Below are 22,728 nucleotides of genomic sequence, written 5' to 3'. Positions count from 1 at the left end.
CGAAACATGACTCCAAGATCGTCGCGGATCACGCAAATAGTAGTTTGACTTTTTGTCAAGAGGTGTTGCTAATTACCCGTTATCTTCTGAAATTCCAATTGGAGGGTGCCTGATGTTCGCGGTTTCCGAAACATTGTCCCGTCATAAGCGTCTGCGTGCGGTCGCTATGGTTGCCGCAGCGCTGCCTGTGGTGCTTCTGGCGGCGTGTGCTGAAGACAAGCCCCCGCCGCCGCCCGCGCCGGTCGAAGCTCCTCCGCCGCCGCCGCCACCTCCCCCGCCGCCGCCGCCCGTTCCGCCAGCACGCGGCTAAGGCTGTCATTTTCAACGATCTGGCTTGTCTGGGCTTCCGCCTCTCCACGGAGAGGCGGAAGCTTGGGGTTGCCATTGGCAAGCCGCAATATGCAACCACCCCATCGGGCATTCCAACGCAGAAACAAATCCGTAGGAACATTCGGTCAGCCAGCCGATGGAGACTGCGTGGATGGGTCAGGACGCAGGCGGCACAGGATCAGGGGCACACCCGTGCTGGAACGAACGACCGCCTGAAGCCCCTGTCCCATCCGGACAGGCAACGGGACAGGAACGTATCGGGGCTCGCCACTGTCCGGATACGGACACCCCACACTGAGCCTTCCTGAAAACCCTTTTCATTTCAAATAAATGCACGATGTTCCGTTTCATGTCAGACTGTCATTCCGGACGATCTGACAATGAAGAGACGGCATGATCCATTCTCTCCTGCGCGGCCTGACTCGGCATCCACTCTATACGGCGATCAATCTTGTCGGCCTCTCGCTCGGCATCGCGGTCTTCCTGACGATGGCGCTGATCGTGCGCTACGAGACGGGATATGATGCCGACCTGCCCGAGACCGGTAGCCTCTATCGCCTCGACCAGATCTGGACGCTGCCCGGTCGCGCGCCCGACGAAATCCCCGGTGCCAGCTTTGTCGCAGCCCCCTTCCTGCATCAGGATTTTCCGGCCATCGCCGATGTCCTGAGACTGGTGACCCAGTCGCAACCGGTGCATGTCGGCGCGCGTGTCGAACAGGAGGATACAAGTTTCGCCGATCCCGCCTTCTTTTCCTTCTTCAGGCTGCGCGCACTCGACGGTGATCCGCGTTCGGCATTGGCCGAACCCGCCGACATTGCCATTCCCGCCAGTATCGCCCTCAAATATTTCGGAACCATCCATGCGGTCGGCCGCACGATGCGCATCGCCCAGGATGCCAGGCCCCTTGTCGTCGCGCTCGTCTATGCCGATCCGCCCCCGAACGCGACGTATCATTTCGGAATTGTCGCGCGGATTCCGTCCGAGGCCGCGGGCTGGGAAGCCGTCACCCATTGGGGCTCGACCTGGGGGCCGCTCTTTGTCCGGATACCGGACGCGCGGGCCCTGCCGTCGATCCGCGCGGGCCTGCGCCATTATATGGCGCGCCATCCGGGCGCGAACACGCCTCAGACCATTCGCGACGATATGGGCGATGGCGGGCTGACACCGGTCCCCTTCCGCGAGATGCATTTCCGCAATGCCGAGATCGGCGCGGGTACGATCAGCCGCACCCTGATCACGATCCTCGGCCTCGTCGGTCTCGCCGCCCTGTTCACGGCCGGCATCAACCATATCAACCTCGCGACCGCCTGCGCGTCCCTGCGGGCACGCGAAGTGGCGGTCCGCAAGGTCCTGGGGGCGACCCGAGCCTCGCTGGTCTGGCGCTTCATGGCGGAGGCGATGGTCCTGACGGCGGTCGCCGCCTTCTGCGGGCTGGCCCTGTGCGAGATGGCGATCCACCTGATCGGGACACTTGGCGGCTGGCAGCTCACGCTCGATCCCGTCTTCTGCGGGATCATGCTGGGTGCCATCGTGCTGGTGGTCGGCATTGGGGCCGGATTCTACCCGGCCATGGTCCTCTCCGCCTATGCACCGGCCCCCGTCCTCGCGGCGAGCCACATGCCCGCCGGGGGACGCATAGGTGCCAGACTGCGCGCACTCCTCGTAACCCTGCAATTCGGTTTCGCGATCGGGCTCGCCATCTGCACGCTTGTCATGACCGACCAGGCGTATTTCGTGCGTATGATGGCGCGTGGCATCACGACCAGCGGCCTGATCGTCGTCACGTCGGCCGCCGATGACAGCCTGGTCGATCGTCAGGGCGCCTTGCGTCACGCCCTCGGCACAGTCCCCGGTGTCACGGGCGTGGAGCGTTCCGACATCTACCCGCATTTCGTGACCGACGGCGATGCGTTCAGCCTCGACACAACACCGCAGAACCACGCATCGCTCAATTGGGGCTTCGCGACACCCGGCTACGCCGATCTCTACGGGCTGAAATTGCTGGCCGGACGATGGTTCGATCCGCAACGGGGAGAAGATCTTCGCGGGACGCATCGCCTCTTGCCGTCCATCCGCAGCGTCGTGCTCAGCCGTGCGGCGGTAGATCGGCTGGGGATCGGGAGCCCACAGGCGGCAATCGGCCGTCTGGTACGCGAAGAAGATGCGGCACCGACTTTACGCGTGATCGGCGTGGTCGACGATCTGCGGCTCAACGGCCCGCATGAACGTATCCGTCCCCTTCTGTTCTATGGGCTGCGCCCCGACGATCAGGCCAGAACGGCGGTCGCCATGCATGTGCGCTTCTCCGGCGTCTCCAGCCCGGACATGATCGCGCGTCTCCAGGCCGCATGGATCGCAACCGCGCCCGACGTACCATTCGCGGCCGAGACGGTCTCGGACATCCTGGCGCAGGACAGCCGGAGCGACCGGGAGCATGGACTCCTCTTCGGTATGGGCGCCGGCATCTCGGTCGGCATCGCCGCCCTCGGCCTCTATGGACTTTCGCTCTTCACGGTCTCGCGCCGGCGGCACGAGATCGGAATCCGCAAGGTGCTCGGCGCGCGCACTGGGAATGTGCTGGCCTTGCTGGTCGAACATTTCCTTCGCCCGGTGCTGCTGGCGAACCTGATCGCCTGGCCGGTCGCCTGGGCATTGATGCGAACGTGGCTGAACGGCTTCGACCAGCGCATCGCCCTGACTCCCTGGCCATTCATCGAGGCGACATTGAGCGCGATCCTGATCGGATATGCGACAGTCATTGCCCAGACCCTCCAAGTGGCCCGCCAGCCTCCAGCCCGGGCATTGCGGGACAGATGATCATGCCCGACGGCCAACCTCCCCATTTCGTGAAAAACGTCCCTCCTGCAGGATGACGCGGCGCGTCCCATTTCCAATTGCGTCGCGCGATTTGGCACATGCCGGGCGCGCGGACCTCAATGGGGACGACATCCATGATCGTCGAACCGCCCTTTCATGCCACGGGCAGTCACAAGATCCCCGACGCGCTCGTCACGGCCCTGCGTGAGCAATCGGAACCCCTGCCCTCGCTGGAGGAGCCTGAACCATTCGGCGCGTTTTTCGATCGCTTCGCCGATGCCCGGGTCGTGTTGCTGGGCGAAGCCACCCATGGCACGTCGGAATTCTATCGCGCGCGAGCCGCCATCACCCGCAGGCTGATCGAACATCACGGCTTTACCATCGTCGCGGTCGAGGCCGACTGGCCGGACGGCAGCCGGATCGACGATTATGTGCGCCATCAGGCGCCCCGGCCCTGGCGAAACCCGTCCTTTACACGCTTTCCAACATGGATGTGGCGCAACGAGGAGGTCGCAACCTTCGTCCGCTGGCTTCATCATCATAACGAGCATCTGCCTGGCGAAAGACGGGTCTCGTTCCATGGCCTCGATATCTACAGCCTGGATGAATCCATTCATGCCGTCCTGGCCTATCTCGACAAGGTCGACCCCGAGGCGGCCGCGTCGGCGCGGCAGCGCTATGCCCGTCTCGTGCAATGGCAGCATAATCCGGCCCTTTACGGCAGGGCGGCCGGCCGACAGACGCACAGCGCCTCCGAAGACGCCGTGGTCGCGCAGTTGCGCGATCTGCTGCGCAACCGCCTCCGCTACCTTCAGCATGATGGAGAAGCCTGGTTCGATGCGGCGCAGAACGCCCGGATCGTGCGGGCGGCGGAGCAATATTACCGGATCATGTACCGAGGCGCGAACGAAAGCTGGAACCTGCGCGACCGGCATATGTTCGGAACGCTTCAGGCCCTGCTCGCCCATCGGGGCGATGCGGCCAAGGCGGTGGTATGGGCCCATAATTCGCATGTGGGCAACGCCGCCGCGACCACGATGGGATGGGAAGGGCAATTCAATATCGGCGAGCTCTGCCGCATGGCGCATGGTGACGAAGCCATTCTGGTCGGCTTCAGCACCGATCGCGGCACCGTAGCGGCTGCCAGCGACTGGGACGGCGACCTGGAAATCAAGACCGTACGCCCGGCCCGGCCGGATAGTTACGAACATGCGTTCGTGCGCGCCGGATTGCCCCGGACGCTGACGGATTGGCGACACGGGCATTCGACATTGCGCGGACATCTGCGCGCGCCTCTGCGTGAACGGGCGATCGGGGTGATCTATCGTCCGGAAAGCGAACTCTCCAGCCATTATTTCGAAGCCTCCCTCGCCGAACAGTTCGACGCCTGGGTCTGGTTCGAACAGACAAGGGCCGTCACGCCTCTGGGCCACGCACACCCGCAGGGCGTCCCCGAAACATGGCCATTCGGCCTCTAGAGACATGAACCCGCGAGCGGGAGGGCAACATGCCGTCAGATCGCTCCATAGTCTTCAGAAACAGGCAGGAGGCCGGTCGGGCGCTGGGCGCGGCCCTTCTGCCGCTGGCCTCCACCCATCCGCTGGTTCTGGCGCTCCCGCGCGGCGGCGTGCCGGTCGCGTTCGAGGTCGCAAGGGCGCTGGATGCAGACATGGACCTGCTGTTCGTGCGCAAGATCGGCAGTCCGGGTCAGGAGGAATATGGTTTCGGCGCGGTCGTGGACGGCGCCGACCCGCAAATCGTGCTGGATGACGCCTATGTGCGGGTTTCAGGCATCAGTGCGGAAACGATCCAGGATATCGTGAACCGGCAATGTGCCGAAATCGACCGGCAACGTCGCCTGTATACACCGGACCGGCAGCCGGTGCCGGTCCCTGGCCGCGTCGTGATCGTGGTCGATGACGGGATCGCGACCGGCGGCACGATGCGGGCCGCCCTTCGCGCATTGCGGAAAAATCACCCGGCCCGCCTGGTGCTGGCCGTACCCGTAGCGCCTTCCGACAGTGTCGCGACACTCCGCCCCGAATGCGATCAGATCGTCTGCCTGTTGCAACCACAATCGTTCTTTGCCGTGGGGGCCCATTATCAGGACTTCCCGCAAGTCGAGGATGCCGAAATCATCCGGCTGCTCGCCCAGGCCCACGGCCCACACCGGAACCGCCCGACAAGAGAAGCTAGCCGGCATTTCGATGCCATCTGATTTTCTGTTAACCGACATCATGAATTTTTCGAATTCACCCTTGAGCCCACCGCTTTCGGAACCAGCTCAGTCATGAGCCCGACGCCCCAGGCGGTCCGGGCGCAATTCCTCAAGACGGGAAAAAGTAGCGAACAGGAGAATGACCATGGCAACCCTCGAAAAAACCCAGGAAAAAACGGAAACGACGACGAGTACGCCCGTAGCCCGCTCACCTTCAGGCTCAGCACTGGATACGCTGCGATGGGAATTCGATCGTCTCTTCGATGATTTCCGCTCATCCGTATGGCGGCGTCCGGCAAGCCGCATCCCCGGTCTCGACCGTCTTTGGCCGCGCGAGGACACATTCAATGTCGTTCCGGCGATCTCCGTGGTGGAAAAGGACAATGCCTATGACGTCGTTGCGGAATTGCCCGGCATAGACGAGAAGAATCTGGAAATTAAGCTTTCCGGAGGGGTCCTGAGCATTTGCGGCGAAAAATGCGAACAACGCGAGGACGAGCAAAAGAACTATCATTACTCGGAACGCCGCTTCGGCTCATTCATGAGGTCGTTGCCGGTCCCCGAGGGCGTCGATACGACGAAGATCGACGCCACGTTCGATAATGGGCTCCTGACGATCACCATGCCCAAAACGCCGGAGGCCCAGAAGAACGAGAAGATCATCCCCGTCAAACATGCCTGACAGGGCAAGCCACGATGCGCGACCCGGCCCCCATCGCGGGACGGCCGGGCCGCGGCACTATCTGGACAGCGGAAGAGCCGATGCCGGACGGCTCTTGTCCCGCAGAATATGGATCGTCATGATCTCACCTATATTCGCCCGGGAAATCAGGCCGATGAAACGTCCCTGCGCATCATTCACGCCGATCGCCGGCACCTGATTTTCCTCCAGCAGACGCAGCGCCTCATCCACCGTCTGGTAGGGGTGCAGGCAGGCAATATCTGGCACCATGACATCCGCGGCCATCGCATCCGCCTTGCCGGCATGCATGGCCTGCAGGATGGTCGCGTGCGTCAGCAGGCCACAGAGCTTGCCCTGCCCATCCACGACCGGGAATTCCTGCTGTGACGTATGGATCATCCTCAGCGCCGCCTCATCCATCCGGCTGTCGGGTGACAGCGTCTCCAGACGCGTGGTCATGACATCGGCCACGATCATGCCATGCGCCAATTGCCGGAACAGCGCACCCTGCGCTTCGCCGGCGGCGCCCAGATAGACGAAAAGGGCGATGAACAGCAGCAGCGGATTGCCCATCAGCCCCAGAAATCCAAAGAGAAAGGCAATCCCCTGCCCGACCGAAGCTGCAAGCTGGGTCGCCCGCGCATAGTCCATCCGATAGGTCAGCAAGGCCCGCAGAACCCGCCCGCCATCCATGGGAAAGGCCGGGATCAGGTTGAAGACGGCCAGAAACAGGTTGATGCTCGACAATCGGGGTATCAGCCCGACGCCCGGGTCCTGGAAATCGACACCGGACAGATGGGGCACGGTATCCGTGACCCCATACAGGATCGCGGCGATCACGAGATTCACCGCCGGGCCCGCCAACGCGATGAGCAGTTCCTGCGTCGGCTGTTCGGGAATGTGCGTCATCCGGGCGACCCCGCCGATGGGCAGGAGCGTTATGTCCGGCGTGCGCACGCCATACCGGCGCGCGACGAGCACATGGCCGAATTCATGCAGAACGACGCAGGCGAACACGGCAAGAATGAGCAGAACGCCGTCAATCGCCGCCTGCACCCCAGATCGCATGCCATAGGCCGCGCCAATCCAGATCAGAAAGAGCAGGAAGGTGACGTGAAGGCGAACGGTCGTACCGTAGAACCTGCCGATCGGAATGGACCAGGTCATACCATGCCCTCAATGCGCGACACTTGCCGCACGAGCACGGTTAACACAGCCGCGCGGCATAAGTTCGCTCAGGCAGCGCGCGACGCATCCCCGCTACCCGCCATCACAGAGTCCGGAGGCCTATTGTTCCCCCACCCACCTGTCCGCATGTCTCGGAGGACATGAGCCCGTTTGGCATGAGGATCGAAGAAAATGACCGCCAGGCATGGTACTCTTATCGTTATCGCGGATGGCGAGCATGCCCGTTTCGTGCAACCGGCCGAAAATCATGCTCTGCATACCGTCGCATCCTTCGATGCGCTCACCGCTCATCAGCGAACATCCGACCTGGGCGATGACGCACCGGGCGCCACGTACCACACCGGTTCGACCGCCCATCATGCCCTCAATCCGCATCATGACCGCCACAGGCTGGAAATGGAATCCTTCGGGAAATTTGTCGCCAGACAGATCAACGAATGGGATCAGGCTTATGAAAAGCTTCTGGTCATCGCCCCATCGCACAGCAATTCCAGCATCACCAATCATCTCAAGGCCGAGGCCAAGGCAAAGATCATCGGCATCATCAGGAAAGATCTCACAAAAACGCCGGACAGCGCCCTGAAAGATCACATCGAATATATTGTCTGATTTGTTTTTATATCGTCGGGGAACATGACCCGACCGGATTCATCGTCGGACTCCTGCCTCCGGCCCGTTCGTCCAGCAACCAACGCCCCAAAACAACAAACCCCGCCACAGGGGCGGGGTTTGCCGGCAATCCCGGCCGCCCCTCCCGGGGCGGCCGTCCGTTCAATCCGGTCGAAATCAGGCCGACTTGGCCACGATCTCTTCGGCCACGTTGCGCGGCACCGGGTCGTAGTGGTGGAACTGCATCGTGAAGGACGCACGGCCCTTCGTGATCGAACGCAGGTGCGAGATGTAGCCGAACATTTCCTTCAGCGGCACCAGCGCGCGGACCATGACGGTCGAGCCCGAGCTTTCCTGGTTCTGGATCATGCCGCGACGACGGTTGAGGTCGCCCACCACGTCGCCGACATGGTCGTTCGGCGTCGTGACTTCGACGTCCATGATCGGCTCCAGGATCACCGGGCCGGCCTTCTTCATGCCTTCGCGGAAGCAGGCCTTGGCGGCGATTTCGAACGCCAGCGCCGAGGAGTCGACGTCGTGGTACTTGCCGTCCAGCAGCGTGAACTTGAAGTCCACGGTCGGGAAGCCCGCCAGCACGCCCGTCGAGGATTGCATCCGGATGCCCTTTTCGACCGCCGGAATATATTCCTTCGGCACGGTGCCGCCGACGACCTTGTTCTCGAACTGGATCTCCTGGTTCCGCTCCAGCGGCGCGAACTCGATCTTCACTTCGGCGAACTGGCCCGAACCACCCGACTGCTTCTTGTGGGTGTAGATCTCGACATGCGGCTGGGTGATCGTCTCGCGATAGGCCACCTGCGGCGCACCGATATTCGCATCCACGCCATATTCGCGGCGCAGACGGTCGATGATGATGTCCAGATGCAGCTCGCCCATGCCCGACAGGATGGTCTGGCCGGTTTCCTGGTCGGTCTTCAGACGCAGCGAGGGGTCTTCGCCCGCCAGCTTCTGCAGCGCCAGGGTCATCTTCTCGACCCCGTCCTTCGTCTTCGGCTCGACCGAGATGTCGATCACCGGCACCGGGAAGCTCATGCGCTCCAGCACCACCGGATCGGCCGGGTCGGCCAGCGTATCACCGGTCTGCGTGTCCTTCAGGCCCACGAAGGCAGCGATGTCGCCAGCGTGAACTTCCTTCACTTCCTGGCGCTTGTCGGCATGCATCTGGAAGATACGGCCGATACGCTCCTTGTGGTCCTTCGTGGTGTTCAGGACGCTGTCGCCCGAACGCAGCACGCCACGATAGACGCGCACGAAGGTCAGGGTGCCATACTTGTCGTTGATGATCTTGAACGCCAGGCCGGCGAACTTGCCGTCCGGATCGACCGGGATGATCGGCAGCGCGTTCTCGTCGACTTCCTCGCCCTCGGGCGGCGCGATGCGGATGCCCGCCACGTCGTCCGGCGCCGGCAGGTAGTCGATCACGCCGTCCAGCAGCGGCTGCACGCCCTTGTTCTTGAAGGCCGTGCCGCACAGGACCGGACGGAACTCGCCCGAGATCGTGCCCTTCTTGATGCAGCGCTTCAGGGTGGCGACGTCGACGTCACCCTTCTCGAAATATTCTTCCATCGCCGCGTTGTCGACGGCCAGCGCCGTGTCCAGCAGTTCCTGGCGGGCCTCGGCGGCCTTTTCCTTCAGGTCGTCCGGGATCTCGGCATAATGGAACTTCGCGCCCAGCTCGCCGCCTTCCCAGATGATCGCACGCATCTCGACCAGGTCGACGACGCCGATGAAGTTTTCCTCGGCGCCGATCGGCAGCTGCAGCGGGATCGCGACGATGTCCAGCTTCTCCTTCAGCGTGTCGAACGCGCGGTAGAAGTCGGCGCCGGTGCGGTCCAGCTTGTTGATGAAGATGATGCGCGGCACGTTGTAGCGGTCGGCCAGGCGCCAGTTCGTCTCGGACTGCGGCTGCACGCCGGCCACGCCCTCGATGATGAACACCGCACCGTCGAGCACGCGCAGCGAGCGGTTCACTTCGATGTTGAAGTCGATGTGGCCCGGGGTGTCGATGATGTTGATCCGACGCCCGTCCCATTCGCAGGTCACGGCGGCCGAGGTGATCGTGATGCCGCGCTCACGCTCCTGGTCCATATAGTCGGTCGTGGTGTTGCCCTCGTGGACCTCACCGATCTTGTGCGACACGCCGGTGTAATACAGGATCCGCTCGGTGGTCGTGGTCTTGCCGGCATCGATATGCGCGGTGATGCCGATATTACGGATCAGTGAAAGATCGGACTTTTCAGACACGGGGGAACCTCCACAAAACAATTCAGGCGCGAACGGAACCTTTCCCCTCGCGCCTGTCGGAGCCGGAAGCCCCCCACCCCATCACCGGGGTCGAGGAAGATGCGGACCGGCTGAATAGACAGATGGCCCTGACATGCGTCAGGCACCTGAGACATGCAAGCCCGGCCGGGCGAAAACCCGGCCGGACCAGCACAGTGTCTTCAGGCGGCCGCTACGGCCTTCTTTTCCTGGGCGCGCAGGATGCGGCGCTTCAGCGCCTGCGCCTCAAGCGGCAGCTTGCGGTTCGGCGTCGACAGCAGGAACGCGTCCAGGCCACCGTTATGCTCGACCGTGCGAATGCCGTTGGTGCTCAGGCGCAGGCGCACCGCGCTGCCCAGGATATCGGACAGCAGGGACGTCTCCTGCAGGTTCGGCAGGTAGCGGCGGCGGCTCTTGTTGTTGGCGTGGCTGACGTTATTTCCCGTCAGCACGCCCTTGCCCGTGATCTGGCAACGGCGAGACATGGTATCATCCTCGGATAACTGGGGCCGAGGCATAATGCCCGGCAACGATCGTCAAGATTAGGCGCGGCTTATGGCCAAGGTACCGCGCCCAGTCAAGCCGAAAGGCACGATTCGAGGCGTTTTCGCCCGAATCTCCTCCCGGCCCATCCCCTTACTCGGAGCGCGTGACCTTGTCACGGTCGGGGTGCAGGTCGCCGGAACGCACGCTGTGGATGGCGTTTTCCAGCATCGCCAGCATCGTCCCCTGGTCCATGGTGCGCGACAGCAGGCCCAGCGAGCCGCCCAGCAGGGCCGACGCGATGGCGATCGGCGGCAGGTTCTCGCCCAGCATGTATTCGATGGCCTTGTCGACCACCGCCCCGCAATGGCTCAGTTCCTCGGGCACCGATCCGTCCTGGCCCAGCGCGGGTCCTTCGCCTTCCGTCTCCGCCATGTCATCCTCTCCCTAACGTCAATGCGCGTCTCAAAACTGCGTCTCGTCCCTGCGTCCCGGGGGACGCGGCGGGCGCAAGGTGCCCCCGTTCAGGCCGAAAGACCAGCCCCCACCGCCGCCTGGCCGGCATCCTCGCCACGCTCCTCGGCCTGGGCGGCCCACATGCCGGCATAGAGTCCGTCGCGGGCCAGCAGGCTGCGATGGGTGCCGCGCTCCTTGATCACGCCATCCCCCATCACAAGGATTTCATCCGCGTCGATCACGGTGGACAGCCGATGGGCGATGATCACGGTCGTCCGCTCCGCCGAGACCGTGCGCAGCGCCACCTGGATCTCCTGCTCGGTATGGGTGTCCAACGCGCTGGTGGCCTCATCCAGGATCAAGATGCGCGGATTCTTCAGGATGGTCCGGGCAATGGCCACGCGCTGCTTCTCGCCGCCCGACAGTTTCAGCCCCCGCTCGCCCACCCGGGTCGCATAGCCGTCCGGCAGGCTGACGATGAAATCATGGATCTGCGCCAGCCGCGCCGCATGCTCGATCTCGTCCTGCGACGCCCCGCGCCGGCCATAGGCGATATTGTAGCCGATCGTGTCGTTGAACAGCACCGTATCCTGCGGCACCACGCCGATCGCCGCCCGCAGCGCGGCCTGGTGATAGTCGCGCACATCATGCCCATCGATCACGACCCGGCCCGAGGTCACGTCATAGAAACGGAACAGCAGCCGGCTGATGGTCGATTTGCCCGCCCCGGTCGGGCCGACAATGGCCACCCGCCCGCCGGCCGGCACGCTGAAGCTGACATCGTGCAGGATCTCGCGGTCGGCCCGATAGCCGAACCGCACATGCTCGAAGCGGATCGCCGCCGCCGGCGCCTCGTCCAGCCGCGCCGGCAGGTCGATGGCATCCGGCCGGTCCTTCACGTCGGGCGCTTCCTCCATCAGCCGGAACATCTGCTCCAGATCCACCAGCGAGGTACGCAGCGACGAATAGATGCTGCCCAGGAAATTGAGCGGCAGATAGAGCTGCATCAGATAGGTGTTGACCAGCACGAACCGCCCCACCGTCAGGCGCCCCTGCCCCACATCATGCGCCGCCAGCAGCATCACCACCGTCAGCGTCACGGCGATGATCGCTGCCTGACCGAAATTCAGCCCGTTGAGCGAAAGCTGGGTCTTGACCGCCGCGCGCTCATAGCGGCGCTGGGTCTCCTCATACCGGCGGCTCTCATGCTCCTCATTGCCGAAATACTTGACCGTCTCGTAGTTCAGCAGACTGTCCAGCGCCTTCCAGCTCGCCTCGCTGTTGATCTCGTTCATCTCGCGGCGAATGCCGATCCGCCAGGAGGTGAAGCTGATCGTGAAAGCGACATAGGCGACGACAGCCAGCAGCATGATCGCGGCATAGCGCCAGTCGAACAGGCGCCAGATCACGACAATCACCAGCAATGCCTCGATCAGCGTCGGCACGATGTTGAACACGCCCACCCGCAGGATGGTCTCGATCGCCTCGGTCCCCCGCGCGATCGCCCGCGTCACGCCGCCCGACTGGCGATCGAGGTGAAAGCGCAGCGACAGCGCATGCATGTGGCGGAAACTGCGCACCGCCGCCACGCTGCTGATATGAAAGCGCACCGGGGCGAACAGCGCATCGCGCCACTCCCCCATGCCCGCCGACATCAGGCGCAGCGTCCCGTATCCCACGATCAGCGCCATCGGCACCGTCATTTCATTCATGGTACCGGAGGCACCCGTGCCGCCGGGGCCACGATGCAACGCATCGACCACCAGGCTGTAGACATAAGGCACGGCGATCGTCGCGATCTTGGCGGCGACCAGCAGCAGGCAGGCGCCCACCACCCGCGCACGGGTGCCGAGATCGTGACGAGGCCAGAGATAAGGCAGCAGGGCGCGCAGGGTCGCATGCACGGGGCGCTCCAGCGCGGCCCGGGCGGAGGATGAGGGCGGTGTCATGCCACTGGATGTGGCATGCGAGGGCGAATTTGCAAACCGCCAGCCCCGCTCGGACCGCTGGCGCGGCAGGATTGTCACACCCTTTCCCACCCGGTATGCCATCCCCACGCACAAGGAGCAGACCGGCATGACATCGGACGCCGCCCCCTTCATCCGGCATCTCGATTCCTGCAACACCGCACGTCTGCCCGGCGACCGCACACCCTTCCGCCTTGGGAATGCCCCGGCCGGCTGGATCGCGCCCGCCCTGGTGCCCGAATTGGAACGGCGCGGCCTGCACCGGCAGGACGGCGCGCTGGTGCTGGACGACCCCACCCGGCTGGAAGGACTGGGCGAGGCGCTGGCCGCCGACGGCATCTACCGCTCCCACCACGAACTGTTCGACGTCGCCCCGACGGCGGAGGCACCGCCCATCGCACGCATCGACCGGGGCGCCCTGCCCCTGTTCGGGCTGATCGCCCATGGCGTGCACATGAACGGGCTGGTCCGGCGCCCCGACGGGCTGCATCTGTGGGTCGGCCGCCGCGCCATGAACAAGCGCCTGGACCCCGGCAAGCTGGACCATCTGGTCGCCGGCGGCATCCCCGCCGGCCACTCGCCCCGCCAGGCCTTGGAAAAGGAGGCAGCCGAGGAAGCCGGCATCGCTCCCGCCCTCATCGCCCGCGCCACGCCGACGGCCACCATCCGCTACGCCATGGAACGGCCCGAAGGGCTACGCCGCGACGTGCTGCATTGCTACGAGCTGGACCTGCCGCCCGATTTCGTGCCCGTCCCCACCGATGGCGAGGTCGAATTCTTCACGCTGATGCCCCTGCACGAGGCCTGGCGGATCGTGCGGGAGGGCGACGCGTTCAAGTTCAACGTCAATCTGGTACTGATCGACCTGTTCCTCCGCCACGGGCTGATCGATCCCGACAGTCCGGACGGGCACCGCCTGCGCGCGGGACTGTCCGGGCTGGACAATCCGGCCTTCGCCTGATGCGGGTAGCGCCAAGCCTTCTGGCGGCATCGCTCACGCTGGCCGCCTGCGCGCCGGCAACCCCTGACAGGCCGGCGATCGGCGCCCTGGCCTGCGCGCGATTCGGCGCCCGGCCGGGTATCGAAATCTCGCTACTGTTCGGCCTGACCCGCCCTGACGGAAGCCCGGTCACCGACGCGCAATGGCACGATTTCCTGGCCCGGTCGGTGACGCCGCGCTTTCCCGACGGGCTGAGCGTGTTCCAGGCCAGCGGCCAGTGGCGGGACCGGACCAGCCAGCAGATCACCTCCGAACCATCGCGCATCGTCTGGATCGCCGCCGAAGCCGACACTCCCGGCCTCGCTGCCAGACTGGACGCCATCCGCGCGGAGTATCGCCGCGACTTCCAGCAGCAATCCGTCGGACTAATCATCCGCCCCAACTGCCAAACCTTCTGAGAACCTGCCTGTAAATGCGCGCTGGTGGCGATCCGACGGGCATTTTCTGCGCTTCGGTGCTCACGACCTGAAGGTCGCTCCGCTTCGGTGCTCGGAAACACACGACGGCCGTGCCGCTTCGCGGCACTCTCGCTCACCAGCCCACATTTCCAGGCAGGTTCTACCGTGCTCTTGCCGTCGCCGACGGGCGCCCACTCTCTCTGTCACGTCCCCCTCTGTCCCTTCCACAGGCGGTCTTGTATGCTCGCGGCTGGTCCCGGCTTCCGGTCGGACAGCGATGGAGAGAGACGATGACCACCGCCCCGGTCGCCCGCAAGGAGCCTCAGACGATCACCCAGCTCGGCCGCGTGCGCGTGGACGAATATGGCTGGATGAAGGACGAGAACTGGCAGGCCGTCCTGCGCGACCCATCCCTGCTGCGCGCGGACATCGCAGCCCACCTGCGGGCCGAAAACGCCTATACCGCCGCCATCCTGGCGCCGACCGAGGCCCTGCAGGCCACCATCGTCGCCGAGATGCGCGGCCGCATCCGCGAGGACGAAACCTATCCCGCCCTGCCGCACGGCCCCTGGCGCTATTACATGCGCTACAACACCGGGGCGCAGCACCCCGTCCATGCCCGCCATCCGGCCGGCCGGCCGGATGAGGAAACCATCCTGCTGGATGTCGAGCGCGCAGCGCAGGGCCACGACTATTTCGCCGTCGCCACCGCGACGCACAGCCCCGATCACCGCCTGTTCGCCCATGCCGAAGACAATCAGGGCTCCGAAGTCTATCGCGTCATCATCCGCGACATCGCCAGCGGCGCGCCGGTCGGGCCGGCCATCGAAAGCTGCAGCGGCAATTTCGCCTTCTCGCCCGACGCGCAATACCTGTTCTGGACCTGGCGCGACGCGCACGGCCGCCCGACGCAGATCTATCGCCGCCGCATCGGCTCCGACGAGGACGTGCTGGTCTATCAGGAATCCGATCCGGGCTTCTTCATCGGGGTCGAGGCCAGCCGTTCTGGACGGTGGATCGTCATCTCCGCCAGCAACCAGGACACGTCCGAATCCTGGCTGATCCCCGGCACACGCCCCGAGGCCGAACCCGTCTGCGTCGAGCCCCGCCGCAGCGGCGTGCTCTACACACTCAGCCACTGGGGCGATCGGTTCGCGATCCTGACCAACGCCGACGGCGCGGTCGATTTCAAACTGATGGAAACGCCCGACACCGCCCTGTCACGGGAAAACTGGCGCGACCTGGTACCCCACGAGCCCGGCCGCTACATCACCGACTGCGTCGCCTTCGCCGGCCACCTGGTCTGGCGCGAGCGCCGCGATGCCAACACGGCGCTGGTGATCCGCCCCACGGACGGCGTGGACCATGTGCTGTCCTCCGACGAGGACGCCTACGTGCTGTCCTTCTCGGGCTCCTACGAATACGACACGACCGAACTGCGCTACGTCTACCAGTCGCCGACCACGCCACGGCAGTGGTACGCCTACGACATGCACAGCCGGAGCCGCCACCTGCTGAAAAGCCAGGAGGTCCCGTCGGGCCATGATCCCGCGCAGTATCGAAGCTGGCGTCTGACCGCCACCGCCCCCGACGGCACCGAAGTCCCCATCACCGTCCTGGGGCGGCACGACACTCCACTGGACGGCTCCGCCCCGCTGCTGCTCTACGGCTATGGCTCCTATGGCCATGCGATCGAGCCCACCTTCTCCACCGGTGTCTTCAGCCTGGTGGACCGGGGCTGGTTCTACGCCATCGCCCACGTGCGGGGCGGGTCGGAGAAAGGCTGGAACTGGTTCCTCGGCGGACGCGGGCGCAACAAGCCCAACAGCTTCACCGATTTCATCGCCTGCGCCGAACATCTGGTCGCCACTGGCTTCACCCGCGCCGGACGGATCGTCAGCGATGGCCGTTCGGCCGGCGGCATGGTGATGGGGGCGATCGCCAACATGCGCCCCGACCTGTTCGGAGGCATCGTGGCGGTGGTACCCTTCGTGGACGAGCTGAACACCATGTCGGACACCAGCCTACCCCTGACACCGCCGGAATGGCCGGAATGGGGCAATCCGCTGGAGGACCCGGACGCCTATGACCTGATCGCCGGCTACGCCGCCTACGAACAGGTGGGCCCGCGCCCCTACCCCGCCATCCTGGCCATCGGCGGCCTGTCGGACCCGCGCGTGACCTATTGGGAGCCAGCCAAATGGGTGGCCCGCCTGCGGGAACATACCATTTCGCCGCGCCCGATCATGCTGCGCATCAATATGGAAGCCGGCCATGGCGGCGCGTCGGGCCGTTTCGACGCGCTGAAGGAGGCCGCCCTGATTCAGGCCTTCGCCATCTGGGCGGCGGATGGCACGAAGCTGCCGTGACGCCCGAGCAAAGGATCATGATGACGGACCACGCCAGCCCCGCGATCGTCCCCCCCATGGACCGGTCGCCGTTCCGCCAGATGCGCGAACGCCACAAGGTGCAGCGCATCGCCCGCGGGCTGCTGGCCACATCCTTCGTTGCCCTGGGGCTCTATACGGTCCGGGGGTTCCTGCCGTCGCTGATCTGGGGCGTCATCTTCGCCATCGCGGCATGGCCGCCCTATGTCACCATCCGCGATCGCTGGAAGTTCCGGCCCGACGGCATCACCCTGCCGCTGCTGTTCACCACGGCAATCGCCCTCATCTTCCTGATTCCGATGGGCCTGTTCGCACTGGAGGCCGGGCGCGAGGCCCAGGGCGTCCTGAACTGGGCCGACATCGCGCGCCATTCGGGCGTGCCGGTGCCGGGCTGGCTCCGCCGCCTGCCCGCCGGCGCCTCGGCCATCACCAACTGGTGGCAGCAGCATCTGCAGGACCCGGAGGATGTCTCGGAACTGCTGCATTCGTTCAATATCGGACGCAGCATGCGCATGACGCAGCAGGTGGGGACGCAGGTCTTCCATCGCGGCCTGCTGTTCATCTTCACCATCCTCACCCTGTTCTTCCTGCTGAAGGATGGCGACGTGGTAACCCGCCAATGCCTGGTGGTCTCGCGCCGGGCCTTCGGCAAGCGGGGCGAGACCATCGCCGAGCAGATCGTGGCCTCGATCCACGGCACGGTCGCCGGGCTGGTGCTGGTGGGTCTGGGCGAAGGCGCGCTGATGGGCGTCGCCTACCTGATCGCGGGCGCCCAGCACCCGTTCCTGTTCGGCGTCTTCACCGCCGTGGCGGCCATGATCCCGTTCTGCGCCGTCATCGCCGTCACGCTGGTCGCACTAGCCCTGCTGGTCAAAGGGACGGTCATCGCCGCCCTCGTCATCTTCTGCCTGGGCATGGCCGTCATCTTCTTCGCCGACCATTTCGTCCGGCCCGCGCTGATCGGCGGATCGACCCAGATGCCCTTCCTGTGGGTCCTGGTCAGCATTCTGGGCGGGGTGGAAAGCTGGAGCCTGCTGGGCCTGTTCATCGGGCCCGCCATCATGTCGGTCCTGCACCTGATCTGGCGCAACTGGACGCGCGACCGCATCCAGGACCCCACGCGCGCCGAGCGCGAGGAGATCGACGACCTGCCGGACCCAAGCCTGGGCTGAACCGGCCGGCGTCAAGCCGGCGCGAACCGCGCCCCAAGTCATCTATCCGTCGATTTTACCAAGGGAAATGGTCGCAGACGGGAATATCGGGCAGGCGGGATTCGAACCCACGACCCCCAGTCCCCCAGACTGATGCGCTACCAGGCTGCGCTACTGCCCGTCCGTCTGCGACGACACGCCGTGTAGCAGCGTGCGCCATACTCCGCAACCCATGAGTGCCACCAATCTGGCACCAAATCCGGTTCAGACCGGAATCAACCGCCTCAGGGCCTGCAATTCCACCAGAATCCCGCGCAGACTGTCCTTCAGGATCAGGTTCTCGCGATGGATTCGCTCGATCTCCGAGGAGTCTGCAGCCGTTTCCTCAACCGGAATCGCAGGAGCCGGCTCAGCCGATTCGGCCTCCGCCGTCACGACCACGACCGATTCGACCACGCTTTCCACCACAATGCCGCTATCCACCGGCTCCACCGCCACAGGCGCGGCGTCAGCTGCCGGCGAAGCGTGAGGCGCCAGATCAAGCTCTTCCGCCGCCTCGGCGGGCGTCGCGGCATAGGGTGCGCCGGCGTCTCCACCCTCGCGCAGCATGCGCTGCACCCCCTTGATCGTATAACCCTGCACATAGAGCAGGTCCGAGATCCGGCGCAGCAATTCGATATCGTCGGGACGATAATAGCGCCGGCCACCGCCCCGCTTCAGCGGGCGGACCTGGCTGAACCGCGTCTCCCAGAAACGCAGCACATGCTGCGGCACATGCAGCTCGTCCGCCACTTCGCTGATGGTGCGGAACGCATGGGGCGCCTTCTTCAGGCGGCCGGCGCCGGCTGCGTCATCGAGCACGTGGGGGTCGGCACCCTCGCCGGGCTCCGGCATGCCGGAATCCGGCCAGTCCTCCTGCCCGGTGCTGAGAATGCTCATTCACCGTCATCCTCGATGCCGTCGACCTGCCGGCCATTGACGCGCGCCCGCAGAAGCTGGCTGGGGCGGAAGACCAGGACCGATCGCGGCAGGATCGGCACTTCCACGCCCGTCTTCGGATTGCGGCCGGTCCGGCGCCCCTTCTGACGGACGGAGAACGTCCCGAATCCGCTGATTTTGACGGTATTCCCGCCCTCGAGCTCCTTCGCGACGCGCTCGAGCACATGTTCGAGAAGGTCGGCCGACTCATTACGGGAGAGTCCGACCTGACTATAAATATGCTCTGCCAGACTGGCGCGGGTCACGGTGCTCATGCCGCAAAACTATGGCATGCGACGAGGACGCGTCAATTCAATGCGTTAAGCCGCACTATTTTTTCACGTTCGGTGCCCGGCAAGCCACCTTAGAGGCCCCGAAAGCCCCCTCCCTGACGGCGTAGGGGCGTGGAAGCTGACCGGAAATGCGGGCTGGTGAGCGAGAGTGCCACAAAACACAGGAAACGCGCGCCGGATCGCCACCAGCGCGCATTCCCGGCCAGCCCCTAGATCCGTGCCAGGGCCGATCCCCAGGTCAGACCACCGCCCAGCGCTTCCATCAGCACCAGGTCGCCCTTGCGGATGCGCCCGTCGCGCACGGCCTCGTTCATCGCCAGCGGGATCGACGCCGCCGAGGTATTGGCATGTTTGTCGACCGTCACCACCACGCGCTCGGGCGGCAGTTCCAGCTTGCGGGCAACAGCCTCGATAATCCGCAGATTGGCCTGGTGCGGCACCAGCCACGACACGTCGGCATAGGCCAGGCCATTGGCCTGCAGCACCTCGTCCACCGAGGATGACAGCTTGGCCACCGCGTGGCGGAACACGTCGCGCCCCTGCATGCGCAGGAAACCGGACTGCTCCCGCAACCCCACCGCGCCATCGACATAGAGCAGGTCGCCCGTCGTGCCGTCCGAATGCAGATGCGTGGACAGAATGCCGGCCGGCTGCGCGGCATCCCCGGCCTTCAGCAGCACGGCGCCCGCGCCGTCGCCGAACAGCACGCAAGTGCCGCGATCCGACCAGTCGAGAATGCGCGAATAGACTTCGCTGCCGATCACCAGGGCCGAATCCGTCTGGCCGCTCCGGATCAGCGAGTCGGCCACGGTCAGCGCATAGATGAAGCCCGAGCACGCCGCCGCGATATCGAAGCCGAAGCCGCCGCGCATTCCCAGCTCGGCCTGCACCCGGACAGCGGTGGCGGGAAAAGCCTGGTCCGGCGTGCTGGTCGCAACGATGACGGCGCCGACATCCGCCGCCGCCATACCGGCATACTCCAGCGCCCGCGTCGCCGCGGCCGCCGCCATGCTGACGGCAGTATCCTGCGGCCCGGCAATATGACGCTGGCCGATCCCGGTACGGGCCCGTATCCATTCGTCCGAAGTCTCGAGGCGAGCCGCCAGCTCGTCATTGGTCACGATCCGGTCCGGCAGATACCCGCCAAACCCGACCATAAGCGAACGTCTCGCCATCATTCCCATCATTCCAAGCCCGGCCCTCGCCCCCGCGATGGAGACGCACCGCCCCGGCGGGGCGGGTCAGCTTACGGCTGCGACCGCCGGCTGTTCCTTTTCCACGCCCGGCCGCATGACGGACAGCGTCTCCAGTCGGGAGATCTGGTCCCTTATGCTCTCGTTGAACCGGTGCGATACCATATCCATGGCAACATCCACCGCCGATGCAAAGCCTTCGGCGTCGGTCCCGCCATGCGATTTGACCACGACACCATTGAGGCCGACGAATACCGCGCCATTATACCGGCGCGGGTCCAGCCATTCGCGCATGCGCTCCAGTCCCGGACGCACCAGCAGGTAGCCCAGCTTGGCCAGCAGGCCCGAGCGGAAGACCTGGCGCAGCAGGACGAACGCCATCTTCAGCGCGCCCTCGCCGGTCTTCAGCGCGACATTGCCGGTAAAGCCGTCGGTCACCACCACGTCGGTGGTGCCGGCGGTGATGTCATGTCCTTCGACGAAGCCATGGAACTGCGCTGCCAGGGGGCTGTTGCGCAGGATCTCGGCCGCCTGGCGCAGCTTCTCGTCGCCCTTCACCTCTTCGGACCCGACATTCAGCAGGCCGATGGTCGGCGCGGGCAGGCCCAGCACCGCCTTGGCGAAGGCCTCGCCCATCACCGCGAATTCGACGAGGTTGCGCGCGTCACAGGCGACATTGGCGCCCAGGTCCAGCATCACGACATCGCCCTTCAGCGTCGGGCTGATGGCCGCCATGGCGGGACGGGAGACACCGGGAAGGGTCTTGATGACAATCTTGGCCAGCGCCAGCATCGCGCCGCTGTTGCCGGCCGATACCACGCCCAGGGCCTCGCCCTGCGCCACGGCATCCATTGCCAGCCGCATCGACGAATCCCGCACGCGCAGCGCGGCCGTCGGCTTCATGTCCATGGGGATGGCACTGCCAGCGGGGCGCACCGTGCAGATCGCGGCGGCCTTGGGGTGGCGGGCCAGTGTCTCGGTCAGACGGTGCTCATCCCCGATCAGCAGAACCCGTGTGCCGGGGTGCCTGTCGGCAGCAATCGCCAAGCCGGCCACCACAACTTCCGGACCGCCGTCCCCCCCCATGCCGTCAACCGCCAGCGTGAAGGGCTCTGCCCCGGAAAAAGAGGAACCTGTCTCGCTCATGCCTGCCTTCTGCCGGGTGAACACCAAATTCGCAAGGCCGTCACGGAATCGTGTCGCAGGAAGCGTGGCCCGCCATCTGACGGGTCACGCTTATCGCATCCGCACGGCCATGCGCCGCGGGTCAGGCCCGGACGGCGGTCTTCAGCGTCTTGCCAGCCGCAACGACCTCACGGCCGTCATAATGGCCGCAATGGCTGCAGACATGATGCGGGCGCTTCAGTTCGCCGCAATTCGCGCATTCGGCATGTGCCTGCACGCTCAGCGCCTCGTGGCTGCGGCGCATGCCGCGACGGGACGGCGAGGTTTTTCTTTTGGGTACAGCCATGGGCCCGGGCCCCTCCGATCTGGGATCTTAACCGGGCCCGGCTGGAACCCGATCAGTTATCGATAATGAGGGGGCGCCTCTAGCAGGAAGAAAGCGAACTCGCAAGATATCTTCTCACTACGGCACCCCCGGCACACACCTAGTGCCTCCGTTATGCATTACCCTTGCGCAGCGCGGCCAGCCCGGCGAACGGGGACGGACGCCCCTCTTCCGCCTCTTCCGCCGCCTCGGGACTCGTGGGCGGCACGTCCACATACCCCACCTCGTCGGGCAGCATGGCCCCCGGGCTGCGTGGATAGGGATCGAGCGCCAGCGACAGCTCCTCCGCCGTCAGTTCCCCCAGGTCGATCGTATCGTTCTCATATGGGATCTCATCCACCGCCTCGGGGTCCAGCTCCTCATCCTCGCGAAACCGCTCGGCGGGCACCAGGCGGGCGATCACCTCCGTGGTCAGCACGGTCACGAACGGCTCGGCCGTCAGCACGCACACCTGCTCCACCTCGGCCGCCAGCCAGCCTTCGGCCAGCACCTCCTCCCGCCGGCCCACCGTCAGGCGATAGCGGCAGGACAGCGCATGGATGGCCGGCAGCCCGAAACGGCGGGCCAGGGCGGCGCGCTCCGCCGCATCGGCCTCGATATCCATCTCGCGACCCGCCGCGCCGATTCGCCCAACCGCGAGCTTGCGGGAAAATTCCGTCTTCATCCTGTCCTGCTCCCGCATCCTGTCCTGCTGCCGCCCCGGGGGCGGCCCGGTAATCCGCGCGCCCGATGCTGATAATGCTCCCTGTATGGCGATGAAGAATTGACTTAGCCACCCCAAT

The 22,728-nt window shown here is 65.1% G+C and carries 20 protein-coding genes and 1 tRNA gene; 9 read left to right on the top strand and 12 right to left on the bottom strand.

Annotated elements, in window-relative coordinates; translation table 11 throughout:
• Positions 1-723 precede the first annotated feature (723 nt).
• The 4 genes from HLH35_RS17880 to HLH35_RS17865 all read left to right on the top strand — a co-directional run bounded on the left by HLH35_RS17880 (position 724) and on the right by HLH35_RS17865 (position 6,050).
• A complete protein-coding gene (locus tag HLH35_RS17880; protein WP_182980433.1) occupies positions 724-3,150 on the top strand; it encodes an ABC transporter permease in 2,427 nt (808 codons plus the stop codon).
• 134 nt (positions 3,151-3,284) lie between these two features.
• The gene (locus HLH35_RS17875; protein WP_182980432.1) at positions 3,285-4,628 is read left to right on the top strand and encodes an erythromycin esterase family protein; all 1,344 of its coding nucleotides are present in this window, start codon (positions 3,285-3,287) and stop codon (positions 4,626-4,628) included.
• A gap of 29 nt (positions 4,629-4,657) precedes the next feature.
• Positions 4,658-5,368 carry a phosphoribosyltransferase gene (locus HLH35_RS17870; protein WP_182980431.1) on the top strand — a complete coding sequence of 237 codons (711 nt, stop codon included), beginning with the start codon at positions 4,658-4,660 and terminating at the stop codon, positions 5,366-5,368.
• A gap of 145 nt (positions 5,369-5,513) precedes the next feature.
• The gene (locus HLH35_RS17865; protein ID WP_182980430.1) at positions 5,514-6,050 is read left to right on the top strand and encodes an Hsp20/alpha crystallin family protein; all 537 of its coding nucleotides are present in this window, start codon (positions 5,514-5,516) and stop codon (positions 6,048-6,050) included.
• Between the two features lie 57 nt (positions 6,051-6,107).
• Here the strand turns inward: HLH35_RS17865 and HLH35_RS17860 are convergent, their stop codons facing one another.
• Positions 6,108-7,217, bottom strand: a complete 1,110-nt coding sequence (locus HLH35_RS17860) for a site-2 protease family protein (protein WP_182980429.1) — start codon at positions 7,215-7,217, stop codon at positions 6,108-6,110.
• A gap of 192 nt (positions 7,218-7,409) precedes the next feature.
• Here HLH35_RS17860 and HLH35_RS17855 point away from each other — a divergent pair, with 192 nt between their 5' ends.
• Positions 7,410-7,847 carry a host attachment protein gene (locus tag HLH35_RS17855; protein WP_182966502.1) on the top strand — a complete coding sequence of 146 codons (438 nt, stop codon included), beginning with the start codon at positions 7,410-7,412 and terminating at the stop codon, positions 7,845-7,847.
• Between the two features lie 177 nt (positions 7,848-8,024).
• Here HLH35_RS17855 and fusA read toward each other — a convergent pair whose 3' ends face one another.
• From fusA to HLH35_RS17835, 4 genes are all read right to left on the bottom strand, one after another.
• Positions 8,025-10,112: an elongation factor G gene (gene fusA, locus HLH35_RS17850; RefSeq protein WP_182980428.1), complete on the bottom strand. Its 2,088-nt coding sequence runs from the start codon at positions 10,110-10,112 to the stop codon at positions 8,025-8,027.
• A gap of 200 nt (positions 10,113-10,312) precedes the next feature.
• Positions 10,313-10,615 carry a 50S ribosomal protein L28 gene (gene rpmB, locus HLH35_RS17845; protein ID WP_182980427.1) on the bottom strand — a complete coding sequence of 101 codons (303 nt, stop codon included), beginning with the start codon at positions 10,613-10,615 and terminating at the stop codon, positions 10,313-10,315.
• Positions 10,616-10,766: 151 nt separating this feature from the next.
• Positions 10,767-11,048, bottom strand: a complete 282-nt coding sequence (locus tag HLH35_RS17840; protein WP_182966498.1) for a hypothetical protein — start codon at positions 11,046-11,048, stop codon at positions 10,767-10,769.
• 89 nt (positions 11,049-11,137) lie between these two features.
• On the bottom strand, positions 11,138-13,018 hold the full coding sequence (locus HLH35_RS17835; protein ID WP_182980426.1) for an ABCB family ABC transporter ATP-binding protein/permease: 1,881 nt from the start codon (positions 13,016-13,018) through the stop codon (positions 11,138-11,140).
• A gap of 127 nt (positions 13,019-13,145) precedes the next feature.
• Here HLH35_RS17835 and HLH35_RS17830 point away from each other — a divergent pair, with 127 nt between their 5' ends.
• The 4 genes from HLH35_RS17830 to HLH35_RS17815 all read left to right on the top strand — a co-directional run bounded on the left by HLH35_RS17830 (position 13,146) and on the right by HLH35_RS17815 (position 17,993).
• A complete protein-coding gene (locus tag HLH35_RS17830; RefSeq protein ID WP_182980447.1) occupies positions 13,146-13,997 on the top strand; it encodes an NUDIX hydrolase in 852 nt (283 codons plus the stop codon).
• The gene (locus tag HLH35_RS17825) at positions 13,997-14,434 is read left to right on the top strand and encodes a DUF3574 domain-containing protein (RefSeq protein ID WP_182980425.1); all 438 of its coding nucleotides are present in this window, start codon (positions 13,997-13,999) and stop codon (positions 14,432-14,434) included. The genes HLH35_RS17830 and HLH35_RS17825 overlap by 1 nt, the downstream gene beginning before the upstream one ends.
• Positions 14,435-14,724: 290 nt before the next feature.
• On the top strand, positions 14,725-16,803 hold the full coding sequence (locus HLH35_RS17820) for a S9 family peptidase (RefSeq protein WP_182980424.1): 2,079 nt from the start codon (positions 14,725-14,727) through the stop codon (positions 16,801-16,803).
• A gap of 20 nt (positions 16,804-16,823) precedes the next feature.
• On the top strand, positions 16,824-17,993 hold the full coding sequence (locus HLH35_RS17815) for an AI-2E family transporter (RefSeq protein WP_182980446.1): 1,170 nt from the start codon (positions 16,824-16,826) through the stop codon (positions 17,991-17,993).
• An 86-nt stretch (positions 17,994-18,079) separates the two neighbouring features.
• Here the strand turns inward: HLH35_RS17815 and HLH35_RS17810 are convergent.
• From HLH35_RS17810 to HLH35_RS17780, 7 genes are all read right to left on the bottom strand, one after another.
• Positions 18,080-18,153, bottom strand: a tRNA-Pro gene (locus HLH35_RS17810).
• Between the two features lie 83 nt (positions 18,154-18,236).
• On the bottom strand, positions 18,237-18,911 hold the full coding sequence (locus HLH35_RS17805; RefSeq protein WP_338029390.1) for a MerR family transcriptional regulator: 675 nt from the start codon (positions 18,909-18,911) through the stop codon (positions 18,237-18,239).
• Positions 18,908-19,225, bottom strand: a complete 318-nt coding sequence (locus HLH35_RS17800; protein WP_182966490.1) for an integration host factor subunit alpha — start codon at positions 19,223-19,225, stop codon at positions 18,908-18,910. The genes HLH35_RS17805 and HLH35_RS17800 overlap by 4 nt, the downstream gene beginning before the upstream one ends.
• A gap of 227 nt (positions 19,226-19,452) precedes the next feature.
• Complete coding sequence (locus tag HLH35_RS17795; protein ID WP_182980423.1) at positions 19,453-20,421, bottom strand: beta-ketoacyl-ACP synthase III; 969 nt, start codon at positions 20,419-20,421, stop codon at positions 19,453-19,455.
• Positions 20,422-20,484: 63 nt separating this feature from the next.
• Positions 20,485-21,582, bottom strand: a complete 1,098-nt coding sequence (gene plsX / locus HLH35_RS17790; protein ID WP_182980422.1) for a phosphate acyltransferase PlsX — start codon at positions 21,580-21,582, stop codon at positions 20,485-20,487.
• A gap of 121 nt (positions 21,583-21,703) precedes the next feature.
• The gene (gene rpmF, locus HLH35_RS17785; RefSeq protein WP_012554867.1) at positions 21,704-21,907 is read right to left on the bottom strand and encodes a 50S ribosomal protein L32; all 204 of its coding nucleotides are present in this window, start codon (positions 21,905-21,907) and stop codon (positions 21,704-21,706) included.
• Between the two features lie 151 nt (positions 21,908-22,058).
• Positions 22,059-22,610 carry a YceD family protein gene (locus HLH35_RS17780; RefSeq protein ID WP_182980421.1) on the bottom strand — a complete coding sequence of 184 codons (552 nt, stop codon included), beginning with the start codon at positions 22,608-22,610 and terminating at the stop codon, positions 22,059-22,061.
• Positions 22,611-22,728 lie beyond the last annotated feature (118 nt).

It is taken from the genome of Gluconacetobacter asukensis (genome assembly GCF_014174375.1).
In the GTDB taxonomy this organism is placed as follows: Bacteria; Pseudomonadota; Alphaproteobacteria; order Acetobacterales; family Acetobacteraceae; genus Gluconacetobacter; species Gluconacetobacter asukensis.
Note: the sequence above shows the minus strand (reverse complement) of the source record. Positions and strands in the feature narration are given on the sequence as shown.